The following is a 12,536-nucleotide window of genomic DNA, read 5'->3' as shown; positions in this document are numbered from 1 at the left end:
TGGAAAAGCGGCCGTTAATGGCCGCTTTTTTCGTCTGTACGATAATGTGAAGTGCACAAAATATGCACATTTTTCTGTTATGGTAAAAGAAATAAGAATAATAAGGGGATTCACCGTGAACAAGCTTGCCATCAAAATCGGATTATTGTTTTTTTCCATTATTTTAATAGTAGAAACCTGTCTCTTTCTCTTTTTATACAGAAATCTTGTAAATACACGTGTGGAGGAAGAGCTGAATGCCCTGCAAATCAGGGGGGACAGCCACCGTGATGTCCTTGAGAAACACGGTGATCAAACAACAATGGAGCATGTTGTTCTCATGGAATCGGAAGCTGATACAGACGTTTTGCTGACAGCAGCGGATAAAACCGTTCTCTATGGATCTGCTGAACTCAATTCAGATATGAAAAAGGCATTGAAAGAGCCGCCTGAATCAGGGGAAGATTGGAAAAACAGTCCTTATATCTGGACGGCAAGCCCCGTCCGCGACGGGGAAAATATAAACGGATATGTCTATATGTTTAAAGGGACAGACTCCATTCAATCCATGATCTCAAGGCTGAACGACCATTTCCTTTTTATCGGGACGGTTTCTGTGCTGCTGACCATTATAGCCGTCTTCTTTTTATCAAGAATCGTGACAAAGCCCCTGCTCAAGATGAAAGAAGCAACAGAGCGGTTAAGTGCAGGGGATTTTACCGTTAAGCTTCAAATGCACAGAAACGATGAGCTTGGGGAGCTTGGTGCCTCCATTCAAAAGCTGGCCAGTGATCTTGAGCACCTGAAGCAGGAAAGAAACGAATTTTTGGCGAGCATCGCTCACGAATTGCGTACCCCCCTCACGTATATTAAAGGCTACGCCGATGTGGCAAAAAGACCGGAACTTCCTCCAGCTGAGCGGGCGAGCTATTTGACAATACTCACTGAGCAAACGTCCAGCCTCTCAAGATTAGTGGAGGAGCTTTTTGAACTGGCAAGGATGGATCAGCTGTCATTTCAAATTGAAAAAGAGAAAACGGAAATTCGGGCGTTTCTCCGTAAAACAGCAGAACAGGTTCAGCCCGTTCTGGCGGACAAGAAGATGAAAGTTGTAGAGGACTTCCCCGAAGATGAGGTCTATCTTTTTATCGACCAGGCAAGGTTTGAGCAGGTCACATTGAATATTTTAGACAACGCCATCCGCTATTCAGAGGAACATTCAGCCATTACAGTGAAAGTCCGGGAAGACCATCATTCCGTGAAGATTGCCTATTCTGATGAGGGGATCGGGATACCAGAAAAAGACCTGCAGCATGTCTTTGACAGGCTCTACAGAGTAGACAAGTCAAGGTCACGCCACAGTGGAGGGACAGGCCTTGGTTTGGCTATCGTAAAAGAAATTGTGGAGGGAGCGGGAGGCACTGTCCGTGCAGAAAGCAGTCTTGGAAAAGGGACCTCTATTATCATTGAGTTTCAAAAGGAGCCAAAAGCATGAAAAAAATACTTCTGATTGATGATGAACAGCTGATGCTTAATCTGCTTGAGCTTTATCTTGTGCCTGCAGGCTATTCCTGCGTGAAAAGCAGTGACGGCAATGAAGCGGCAGACTTAATTGCAGGAGAAAACCCTGCGCTGGTGATTTTGGATGTGATGATGCCTGATAAAAGCGGCTTTGACATCTGCCGGGAAATCAGGCTTTTTTCGGATATTCCCATCTTAATGGTCACCGCCCGGGATCAGAAGGCTGATATTGTAAAAGGTCTCAGGGCCGGTGCAGATGACTATCTGACGAAACCCTTTGATGAATCCGAATTGCTTGCAAGAATTGAAGCCATTCTAAGAAGAACGAGTAACAACTCCGCAATTGAATTCAGGGGATTAAAGTGGGATGAAAAAAAGCAGGAAGCTGTTTATCAAGAGAAAACAATCCCCTTTACCCCGAAAGAATTCCAGCTGGCGGGTCTTTTTCTGCAAAACCGGAACAGGGTGTTTGACCGGGATCACCTGATTACAGCAGTATGGGGATATGAGGCAGATACCGATGGCAGAACGGTTGATTCTCACGTGAGACATATCCGGGACAAACTTAGAAAAAACGGCTTTCCGGTTGAAGAACACCTTCAGACGGTATGGGGAGCAGGCTACAAGTGGACAGACGAAAAAAAATAGGCGGTTTATCTCTTTACATAGGGTAGGGGGGTATGGTAAATTTATATCAAGGAGGTGCATGACATGGTTGATCACGCAAATGAACCTGAAAGCTGTCATGTTCCAGGATCAGACCGAAAGAGCCATCATTCGGAGATGACTAAAAAGAACTTAGTAACACGGCTGAACAGAATTGAAGGCCAGATTCGGGGAGTAAAAGGGCTGATTGATAAGGATACCTATTGTGATGATGTCCTGACTCAAATAGCTGCTGTACAATCTGCCCTGAATTCTGTAAGCAAAATTCTTCTCGAAGGCCACATGAAAAGCTGTCTGGTCGAACGAATCCAGGATGGGGATCTTGAAGTCATCGATGAAGTGCTCGTAACCGTCAAACGTCTAATGAAATAAACTAAAGGGGAGATTTTATATGGAAAATGCAACATTGAATGTACAGGGAATGTCCTGCAACCATTGTGTGAAAGCAGTAGAAGGCGGCGTAGGTGAACTGAACGGAGTCACATCAGTAAAAGTCGATCTTAACGAAGGAACGGTAGCTGTCGAGTACAACCCGGAAAAAGTAAACCTTGCTGCCATCAAAGAAGCTATCGATGATCAGGGGTATGAAGTAGAATAGAAAAGCGGAATCGCCTCGGTCAGCTCCGAAGGGCAGAAAAGGATCCGCCGGAAAAAGCCGGGTTTGCTTTTTTTGGCGGATCCGTTCTGGCCGAGGAGTTAGGCGATGGAGCTGGACAATGCGAAAAGCGGAATCGCTCGTTTAGCTCCGGGAGCCAGATAAGAATCCGGCTGAAAAGTCCGGGTTTGACTTTTTGGCCGGATTTGTTCTGGCCGAGGAGTTGAGCGATGGAGCTGGACAATGCGAAAAGCAGAATTGCTTTATTTTAACAAAAGAAACCGTGCTAAACCGGCACGTTTTCTTTTTCAAAAATATATACCCCTATGTGGTATATGGAGGGACTCAATATGAGCAATCTCAAAGAAACCAATTTTCAAATTACCGGAATGACGTGTGCAGCCTGTTCAAACAGAATTGAAAAAGGGCTGAATAAGCTTGAGGGAGTTGAGCAGGCAACAGTGAACCTCGCTCTCGAAAAAGCTTCCGTCACGTTTGACCAGGGTAAAACGAACAGCGCAGCCATTCATCAAAAGGTAGAGGATCTGGGATACGGAATCAGTCTTGAAAAAGCTGAATTCACTATTACCGGAATGACGTGTGCAGCTTGTTCGGCAAGAATTGAAAAAGGACTGAACAAGCTCGAAGGCGTGTCAAAAGCGACGGTTAACTTAGCGCTTGAAACAGGTTCAATTGAATACAGCCCCTCAGTGATTACCCCTCAGGATATGATTAAGAGGATTGAAAAGCTTGGGTATGGCGCGAATGTCAAGGCAGAGAAAAACAATGAAGATACAGCAGACCGCAAGCAAAAAGAGATTGTGAAGCAGCAGAGAAAATTTATATTATCGGCTATCCTTTCAATTCCCCTGCTCTGGTCAATGGTCGGTCATTTCTCCTTTACCTCATGGATGTATGTTCCGGAACTGTTTATGAATCCGTGGTTTCAGCTGATTCTCGCAACTCCGGTACAGTTCATAATTGGAGGCCAGTTTTATATTGGCGCATACAAAGCACTTAAAAACAAGAGTGCCAACATGGACGTTCTTGTAGCACTTGGAACATCGGCTGCCTATTTCTACAGTCTCTACTTAACAATAGATTCCATCGGTCACGCCGGTCATATGCTTGAACTGTACTTTGAAACGAGTGCTGTGCTGATTACCTTAATTCTGCTCGGAAAGCTGTTTGAGGTTAAAGCAAAAGGAAGATCGTCAGAAGCGATTAAAAAGCTGATGGGACTTCAGGCAAAAACAGCAAGAGTGATCAGGAACGGTACCGAACTTGAGGTGCCGCTTGAAGAAGTTGCAGCAGGTGATACCGTTTTAATTAAACCGGGAGAAAAGGTGCCTGTTGATGGCGAAATTATAGAAGGGAATTCAGCATTCGATGAATCCATGCTGACTGGAGAAAGCATTCCTGCCGATAAATCACCGGGGGATCAAGTCTATGGAGCAACGATTAATAAAAATGGTTTCCTAAAGGTAAAGGCAACGAAAGTCGGCAAGGACTCAGCGCTGGCACAAATCATAAAAGTAGTCGAGCAGGCACAAACGTCAAAAGCGCCGATTCAGCGACTCGCTGATCAAATTTCAGGCATCTTCGTTCCAATCGTTGTCGGGATTGCCGTTCTGACATTCCTGATCTGGATCTTATGGGTTGACCAGGGGAACTTTGCAGGAGCACTTGAAAAAATGATTGCCGTGCTGGTCATTGCATGTCCATGTGCACTGGGCCTCGCTACCCCTACCTCCATCATGGCAGGTTCCGGGCGAGCTGCAGAAGCGGGTATTCTTTTCAAAGGCGGAGAACACTTGGAGACGGCACACCTTGTCGATACTATTGTTTTAGATAAAACCGGTACTGTGACAAAAGGGGAGCCGGAATTAACTGATGTGATTCTGTATGGGGAGCGCGATGAAGAAACGGTTCTTAAGCTGATTGCTGCAGCTGAAAATCAGTCTGAACATCCTCTCGCTCAGGCCATTGTCGCCGGAGCCAGAGAGAAAGGCGTCGAGCTCGCAGAAGCTAGCCAGTTTGAATCTGTACCTGGCTTTGGCATTAAAGCTGAGGCGGGCGGCCATCAAGTGCTGGTCGGAACAATCCGCCTGATGGAGAAATACGGGATCGACGCACAACCAGCTCTTTTTGAAAAGGAACGCTTTGAAGCTGACGGCAAAACGGCTATGCTTGCGGCAATTGACGGGGAACTAGCAGGTTTGATTGCAGTAGCTGATACGATCAAAGAAACATCTAAAGCAGCGGTTGAACGGTTAAAGCAGATGGGACTTAACGTCATCATGATGACGGGCGACAATGAACGGACAGCACAGGCAATCGCTAAAGCTGCGGGCATTGATCATGTCATTGCTGAAGTGCTTCCTGAAGGAAAAGCAGAAGAAGTGATAAACCTTCAGAAGGCAGGGAAAAAAGTGGCGATGGTAGGAGACGGCATTAATGATGCTCCAGCTCTCGCCGCTGCAGACACAGGCATGGCAATCGGCACAGGAACGGACATCGCCATGGAAGCTGCGGATATTACGCTGATGAGAGGCGACTTGAACAGCATTGCAGATGCCATCTACATGAGCAAGCTGACCATCCGCAACATCAAGCAGAACCTCTTCTGGGCTTTTGGATACAATACGCTCGGCATTCCAGTTGCAGCGGCCGGTCTGCTTGCACCGTGGCTTGCAGGAGCAGCCATGGCCTTCAGTTCCGTATCAGTCGTACTGAATGCCTTAAGGCTGCAGCGTGCAAAATTATAAAGAGTGTGAACCAGGTCTGCCGCGGCGGCCTGGTTTTTTTGCGGTGTTTTTTCACCCAAAAATGGACCAGGATTGTTAGACCCCGTATTTCGCTTGTTAGCACGGCAGTTTGGACTGTTAGACACTGACTTTGGATTGTTAGCCGGACTGGAATCCCCTGAGATGACCTCTTTTTTAGCGGTAGGCGGAGTTACGCCCTGCGGAGACAGAGTTGGATGTAAAATGAATGAAGTTGGTTGTAAAAGTACAAAAGTCGGTAGGTAAGACACAGAAGCCGGAAGAAAAAATACGATAGTTGGACGTAATGATCACATCACACTTACCGCTTCAGCAATCTATATCGAAGTACGCAGGTATGCCTTGCGAAAAAACCTGAAATTTACAGCCACAATCAGCAAAACATATATGTAAGCGCTTAAATGAATGATTAACACATGAAATCAAAGCTATTTGCCCGAATATGGCTCTTTACTGTCCATTCCAACAGGAGTAAGATACTCTCATAACTCACATTCATATGTTCTTAAATCGCTGAATCCATTAGGAGCGGGGGACCCAAATTTGCTGCAGATTGCAGCTCGGGGTGAATCCTTTACAGGTAGGGCTACTCTCATTGCCCGAATCCGACAGCTAACTTCGCAAGCGTTCTTGAGAGAGGATAAATGAAACATATTGCTGTCTAAAAAAACAGGCGCAGTGGTTCATGGGACCTCTGTGTCTTTTTTGTGTGCAAAAATAATGGATTGAAAGAAGGAAAAATCAGGTGGGAAAGCAGTTTGCGGTTTTTGGGCTCGGACGTTTCGGAGGAAGCCTTGTAAAGGAATTTCATGAAATGGGAATTGAAGTGCTGGCAGTTGATAAAGATGATGAAAAGGTGCAGTACTATTCTCAATATGCCACGCTGGCTGTGCAGGCAAATGCGATTGATGAAACAACATTGAAGCAGCTTGGGGTCCGGAATGTGGATCATGCCTTTGTTTCTTTCGGCGATGATATTGAGGGGAGCATCCTGACCTCACTGATTTTAAAAGAGATGAAGATTCCCCAGGTTTGGGCAAAGGCTCAAAATGACTATCATCACAAAGTTTTAGACAAAATAGGAGTAGACAAAGTCATCCATCCGGAGCGTGATATGGCAAAACGCATTGCTCATTATATCTTTTCAGAAAAAATGGTTGATTACATTGAACTATCAAAAGATTACAGTATGGCTGAGCTAGTCGCTACATCAAAAATTCACAGAAAAACACTGATTGATCTTGATATAAGATCGAGATACGGCTGCAACATTGTAGGAATTCAGCGGGAGGAAGAAATCATTGTTTCCCCGCCGGCGGAAGAATCCATTAAAACCGGTGATATTCTGCTGGTAATTGGACGTAATAAGGACATATCAAGATTTGAGGAGGAGGGGATGTAGGTGATCAGTTCTCAGAAACTGCAAAAAATGATTCGTTTTAATCCGTCCCAGCTTCTAGTGATTGTTTTTGCAGTGGGAATTTCCCTTGGATCTGCTTTGCTCATGCTGCCCGCAGCGACACATGAGCCGATCAGGTGGATTGATGCTTTTTTTGTGGCGACATCAGCTATGACAGTAACGGGGCTTTCGCCTGTTGATCCAGGTTCGACATTCACATATACGGGCCAGTTTATTATCGCCTTGCTCATACAGCTTGGCGGGCTCGGTATTATGTCTTTTGGTGTTCTTATTTACATGGTTTTAGGACGTAAAATCGGCATTAAAGAACGTTTAATGATGCAAACGGCTCTGAACCAGACCTCTATAGGAGGTGTCATTAATTTAGTAAAGTACTTATTTTTATTCTCTTTAATCATCGAGTTTATTGCAATGATTTTCCTTTCATTCAGGTGGGTTCCTGAGTTTGGCTGGGAAAAAGGTTTGTTTTACAGTTTTTTTCATTCCATTTCTGCTTTTAATAACGCCGGATTTGCCTTATGGCCGGATAATCTGATGAGATATGTGGGAGACCCGCTGATCAATTTTGTGCTTTCATCTCTCTTTATTATCGGAGGGATCGGATTTACCGTACTCATCGATATTTGGCGGAAAAGAAGCTTTAAAAAGTTTTCGCTTCATACGAAGCTGATGCTGGTTGGAACCCTCATTATTAATACAGCAGCTATGTTCATTATCTTCTTTATTGAGTATTCAAACCCTGAAACTCTCGGAAATCTGTCGTCAGGAAGCAAGCTCCTTGCCTCGTATTTTCAGGCTGTATCTCCTAGAACCGCCGGGTTTAATACCCTTGATATGGCAAGTCTTGAAGATTCGACTCTATTCCTTATGATCATTCTCATGTTCGTGGGAGCAGGAAGTGCGTCAACCGGAGGCGGAATTAAGCTTACAACCGCAATTATTATTCTCTTTGCCACCTTTTCTTTTTTAAGGGGGAGAGAAACACTCAATATTGCCAAACGTTCGCTTCATCCAAAATACATTGTAAAAGCCCTTGCTATTACAGTCGCAAGTCTCCTATTTGTCATTACAGCTGTCTTTATCCTGACGGTATCAGAAGACCTTACATTCATGGAAATCGTTTTTGAAGTGGTGTCTGCCTTTGGTACTGTCGGTCTGTCCATGTCCGTTACGCCAAAGCTGACTGACCTTGGAAAACAAGTCATCATCTTTATCATGTTCTTAGGAAAAGTAGGACCGCTTACGCTTCTATTCTCCATTGCAAAACCTCAAAAAGAAAAAATCAAATATCCGAATGAAGACATCTTAACAGGATGAGAAAAGGGCTCCGCTAAAAGCGGGGCCCTTTTACAAGTTAGATAAGATTAATGAGGCCAGCACACCAATGGAAGCAATAAAGCCCACTATTGGCCCTCCCTCTTCAAATGCTTCAGGCATCATGGTTGATGCAACCATCGCGATGATGCCTCCTGCTGCAAAGGCACCTATTCCTGCAATAATCTCAGGGCCTGCCTGCTGAAGAAGCGTATATCCAAGAAAAGAACTTAAAGAGGACAGAATAAGCACAATGAGCCACATAAGAAGAATTCTCTTTTTCGAATACCCGTCCTTGCGCAGTCCGACTGAGCTTGACAGTCCTTCTGGAAAATTGCTGATAAAAACAGCTGTGACCATCAGGAAACTGACGGCATTTTCCTGAAGCAGGCTGACTCCGATGATGACGGACTCAGGTATGGCATCAATGACAGTGCCGATAAAAATCGAGACTCCAGAATGATTTTCAGGGTTTTTGTTTGATCGCTTGCGGTCACTGCCGCCTTTTTTCGTAATGAGCAGTTCGCTGATCGTGAAGGTGAGCGAACCAATGATAAATCCTGCTGATGCGGTCATCAGTCCGCCGTCATCTACAGATTCCCTTAACAGTTCAAAGGAAGCTGCTCCAATTAAAACACCTGTACCAAACGACATAATCCACCCGAGGATTCTGCGGGGGATTTCCTTATAAATGCCAAGCAATGCGCCCAGCAGAATAGAGGAACCGGCAAAAGCTCCCCACAATGCGGCCTGCAGCATTTGTTTACAGTCCCTCCCGTCCAATTTCTACCTATTAGCTTTCCAAAGTTCATTTAAAGAATACCACAAAATCCAGATGAATAATTTGAATTTTCTGCCGATAAATGACGGTGAAGAGGTATTGAAGAATCAGCGGGTATGAGTAAGAGGAATTAGAAAAATTAGTCATTCAATAGAAGAAACGAAAAAACGTCCCCTAACAGGAGGACGTTTCTGCGTTTAAAAGGGTCTATATAAAGATAAGCGGGAGACAATGATTAGTTTTCAAGAACCAGCTTTTCAATATCATCAAGAACAAGATTCGCTGATTTTACTCCGCCTGATGTATTCCAGATTGCATCGCTCACCTGGTAAGCTTTACCTTCTTTCACAGCATTCAGGTTTTTCCAAAGCGGGTCATTTGTCCATTCTTCCACCTGTTTGTCTGCATCAGCTTTTGATTCAGCCGGGTCATATGTGAAGTAGAAGAGAAGGTCTCCGTCCATTTCAGGAATCAATTCTTTTGTTACTTCACGTGCGAACAGGTCCTTAGGGTTATCAGAGAATACTTTTTCAAGGTTTGCAGGCTTTGTGAATCCAAGCTGCTCAAGAATGACTCCTGAGAACGAGTCTTTGTTGTAAATGCGGGTAGCGCCAGCCATGAAACGGACGACAGATACGTCCTGATTTAGCTTTTCTCCGCCTTTTTCTTTCAGTTCAGCAATGCGTGCATCGTAGTCTGCAAGGACTTTTTTGCCTTCTTCTTCGCGGTCAAGTGCTTTTGCGTAGAATTTGAAGTTTTCCTGCCATTGTCCTTTCAGCGTTTCTGAAAAAACAGTCGGTGCAATTTTGCTTAGTTTTTCATACTGATCTTCCTGGCGCAGCTTGTTTCCGATGATTAGATCAGGCTTAAGCGCTGCGATTGCTTCTACATTAAGAGCACTTTCGTCTCCAACAACTTCAACGTCTTTCATGTCTCCGGCAATATGCTCATACCAAGGGTCGCCAATCCATGATTTAACGGCTCCCACTGGTGTTACTCCAAGTGCAAGCAGTGCTTCTGTTCCTTCGTTGGTAAGGATGACCACTTTTTCAGGCTTGCCCTTTACTTCTGTCGTGCCCATTGCGTGTTCAACTGTATAAGATTCGCCTTCTTTATCTTTGCTGCCTGTATCGGCTGATTCTTCTTTTTCGCCATTGCCGCATGCTGCTAGCATTACTGCAGATAAAACGATTGCAATCAGTGCCAGCCATGCTTTTTGATATGTAGCCTGCATATGTGTGTTACCCCCGTATTTTATTTGATAATGATTTTCATTTACAAGTTAAATATTAATTTTTCTGATTTCCGTTGTCAACATTTAATTGAAAATGATTTTCAAAATCATTGGATTTTGTTACAATAACGGTAGAAAAAAATAATCCTGGGATGGTTTAACATCAAGAGGTATAAATATGTTATTACAATCTAATTTAATGAAATCCGGAGGACTTGTTCTTGGAGTCATCCTTCTTATTGCAAGTGCCTGTGCAAGTGTTGTGCTCGGATATACCCAAACCTCCTGGCAGACCGCAATTGCTGCATTTACAGGCTTTGACGGATCAAATGAACATATTATCATTCAGAATGTGCGCCTTCCGAGAGCCTTGGTTGCTGCGGTTGTAGGGGCAAGTCTTGCTGTTGCAGGGGCACTGATGCAGGCCCTTACGAAAAATCCGCTCGCATCTCCCGGGGTTTTTGGAATCAATGCAGGAGCCGGTTTTTTTGTAGTCATTGCTGTGTCCGTATTCGGCGTGACGTCTCTCCAGGCTTTCACATGGATTTCGTTTGCCGGAGCTGCAGTTGCAGCGTTTACAGTCTACTTTGCAGGCTCCTTCGGGCGTGAAGGTCTTACGCCGATGAAGCTCACACTTGCGGGTGCTGCAATGGCCGCCTTGTTTTCTTCTTTAACTCAGGGATTTCTTGTCAGCAACGAGGCTGCCCTTGATCAGGTGCTGTTCTGGCTTGCAGGGTCTGTTCAGGGAAGAAAGCTTGAGATTCTCTACAGTGTGCTGCCTTATACAGCCGCGGCTTTTTTCATCTGCGTGTTTCTTGCATCTAAGATTAATCTTTTGATGATGGGGGAGGACGTGGCGAAAGGTCTCGGGCAGAAGACAGGGACGGTTAAACTGGTGACAGCTGCCGTTATTATTCTGCTTGCAGGCGGTGCAGTTGCCATTGCAGGACCTGTAGGGTTTGTCGGAATCGTGATTCCTCATATAGCGCGCTACCTGGTTGGAAATGATCACCGCTGGATCTTGCCGTATTGCGCTGTGCTTGGTGCAGTCCTGCTGCTGATAGCGGATATTGGAGCCAGATTTGCAGCGATGCCTGAAGAGGTCCCGGTTGGAGTGATGACAGCTCTTGTCGGAACGCCGTTTTTCATCTACATCGCACGCAGGGGGTTCCAGAAACAATGAAAAGCTATCAATCTTTCAGAATCGGCAAAGGATTTATCTCGTTTCTTATTGATAAAAAGGCACTAGCTGTCTTTTTAATCCTTCTTGCCGTGACGTCTTTTACGTTTTTGTTCAGCACGGGAATGGGGGATATGCGGATTGGACCGCTGCAGGTGCTGAAGACGCTTGCGGGCTACGGAACGGAAATGGATGAGCTCGTCATTAACTCGTTCAGGCTGCCGCGGATTCTAATTGCGCTGATGGTCGGCATATCTCTCGCCATTGCAGGGGGAATTCTGCAGGGCATTATCCGCAATCCGCTCGCATCCCCTGATATTATCGGGATTACAGGCGGAGCATCTGTCGCGATAGTCCTTTTCCTGGTGCTTTTCAGTGATAAAAACAATTCGCTGACCGTTCCAATTCAGTGGATGCCGGTTGCTGCCTTTATCGGCGCAACGGTTATTGCTTTGCTTGTATATCTTTTATCCTGGAGGGGCGGTTCATCCTCAATCAGGCTGGTTCTGGTCGGAATTGGTCTTTCTATGCTTGCTCAGTCACTTACAACCCTGCTGCTGATCAAAGGTCCGATTTACAGAGCAGCGCAGGCAAATATATGGATTACCGGGACGGTGTACTCTGCAACGTGGGAACAGGTGAAAGTGATGGTGCCTGTTACCATAGTGCTCGTGATCATCAGCTTTATTTTTGTTCGGAACGTCAACATTCAGGAGCTTGGGGATGAGCTTGCAGCCGGTGTTGGCAGCTCAGTGCAGAAAAACAGGTTCATTCTTCTGCTGATTGCAACAGCACTGACAGGAAGCGCAGTGGCATTTGCCGGAGGCATTGGGTTTGTGGGGCTGATCGCGCCGCATATCGCCAGAAGGCTTGTCGGATCTTCCTTTGGAGCCCTGCTTCCTGTATCAGCTCTGATAGGCGCTGTTCTTGTAATGGCAGCAGATCTCATCGGAAGAACCCTGTTCGCCCCGCTCGAAATTCCTGCGGGCGTTTTTACAGCAGCAATCGGAGCTCCGTACTTTATTTATCTGCTTTACAGAAGCAGAAACAATTAAACCCA

General features: G+C 45.4%; 11 protein-coding genes and 1 riboswitch. Of the genes, 9 read left to right on the top strand and 2 right to left on the bottom strand.

Annotated features, from left to right (window positions below; genetic code table 11):
* The first annotated feature begins 115 nt into the window (after positions 1-115).
* The 7 genes from ACTSEZ_RS11165 to ACTSEZ_RS11135 all read left to right on the top strand — a co-directional run bounded on the left by ACTSEZ_RS11165 (position 116) and on the right by ACTSEZ_RS11135 (position 8,284).
* Positions 116-1,474: a sensor histidine kinase gene (locus tag ACTSEZ_RS11165; RefSeq protein ID WP_369734284.1), complete on the top strand. Its 1,359-nt coding sequence runs from the start codon at positions 116-118 to the stop codon at positions 1,472-1,474.
* Positions 1,471-2,148 carry a response regulator transcription factor gene (locus tag ACTSEZ_RS11160; protein WP_369734283.1) on the top strand — a complete coding sequence of 226 codons (678 nt, stop codon included), beginning with the start codon at positions 1,471-1,473 and terminating at the stop codon, positions 2,146-2,148. Before ACTSEZ_RS11165 ends, ACTSEZ_RS11160 begins: the two co-directional genes overlap by 4 nt.
* A gap of 63 nt (positions 2,149-2,211) precedes the next feature.
* Complete coding sequence (locus tag ACTSEZ_RS11155; protein ID WP_369734282.1) at positions 2,212-2,538, top strand: metal-sensitive transcriptional regulator; 327 nt, start codon at positions 2,212-2,214, stop codon at positions 2,536-2,538.
* 19 nt (positions 2,539-2,557) lie between these two features.
* Positions 2,558-2,764: a copper chaperone CopZ gene (gene copZ, locus ACTSEZ_RS11150; protein ID WP_369734281.1), complete on the top strand. Its 207-nt coding sequence runs from the start codon at positions 2,558-2,560 to the stop codon at positions 2,762-2,764.
* A gap of 347 nt (positions 2,765-3,111) precedes the next feature.
* Positions 3,112-5,529 (top strand): heavy metal translocating P-type ATPase, encoded by a 2,418-nt coding sequence (locus ACTSEZ_RS11145; protein WP_369734280.1) that lies wholly within the window; start codon positions 3,112-3,114, stop codon positions 5,527-5,529.
* Positions 5,530-6,048: 519 nt separating this feature from the next.
* Positions 6,049-6,189, top strand: a riboswitch (cyclic di-AMP (ydaO/yuaA leader).
* 103 nt (positions 6,190-6,292) lie between these two features.
* Positions 6,293-6,949: a potassium channel family protein gene (locus ACTSEZ_RS11140; protein WP_369734279.1), complete on the top strand. Its 657-nt coding sequence runs from the start codon at positions 6,293-6,295 to the stop codon at positions 6,947-6,949.
* A gap of 27 nt (positions 6,950-6,976) precedes the next feature.
* The gene (locus ACTSEZ_RS11135) at positions 6,977-8,284 is read left to right on the top strand and encodes a TrkH family potassium uptake protein (protein ID WP_369734485.1); all 1,308 of its coding nucleotides are present in this window, start codon (positions 6,977-6,979) and stop codon (positions 8,282-8,284) included.
* A 30-nt stretch (positions 8,285-8,314) separates the two neighbouring features.
* Here the strand turns inward: ACTSEZ_RS11135 and ACTSEZ_RS11130 are convergent, their stop codons facing one another.
* Together ACTSEZ_RS11130 and ACTSEZ_RS11125 are read right to left on the bottom strand one after the other, a co-directional pair.
* A complete protein-coding gene (locus ACTSEZ_RS11130) occupies positions 8,315-9,040 on the bottom strand; it encodes a ZIP family metal transporter (RefSeq protein WP_369734278.1) in 726 nt (241 codons plus the stop codon).
* Between the two features lie 257 nt (positions 9,041-9,297).
* On the bottom strand, positions 9,298-10,296 hold the full coding sequence (locus ACTSEZ_RS11125; RefSeq protein WP_369734277.1) for an ABC transporter substrate-binding protein: 999 nt from the start codon (positions 10,294-10,296) through the stop codon (positions 9,298-9,300).
* Positions 10,297-10,474: 178 nt separating this feature from the next.
* On the opposite strand from ACTSEZ_RS11125, the gene ACTSEZ_RS11120 reads away from it, so the two are divergent.
* Together ACTSEZ_RS11120 and ACTSEZ_RS11115 are read left to right on the top strand one after the other, a co-directional pair.
* Complete coding sequence (locus ACTSEZ_RS11120; protein WP_369734276.1) at positions 10,475-11,479, top strand: FecCD family ABC transporter permease; 1,005 nt, start codon at positions 10,475-10,477, stop codon at positions 11,477-11,479.
* Entirely contained in the window at positions 11,476-12,531 is a 1,056-nt protein-coding gene (locus tag ACTSEZ_RS11115; RefSeq protein WP_029284259.1) for a FecCD family ABC transporter permease, read from the top strand. Before ACTSEZ_RS11120 ends, ACTSEZ_RS11115 begins: the two co-directional genes overlap by 4 nt.
* Positions 12,532-12,536: the final 5 nt, after the last annotated feature.

Origin of the sequence: Metabacillus mesotrionivorans (assembly GCF_052171315.1) — a bacterium.
Lineage (GTDB): Bacteria > Bacillota > Bacilli > Bacillales > Bacillaceae > Bacillus_P.
Note: the sequence above shows the minus strand (reverse complement) of the source record. Positions and strands in the feature narration are given on the sequence as shown.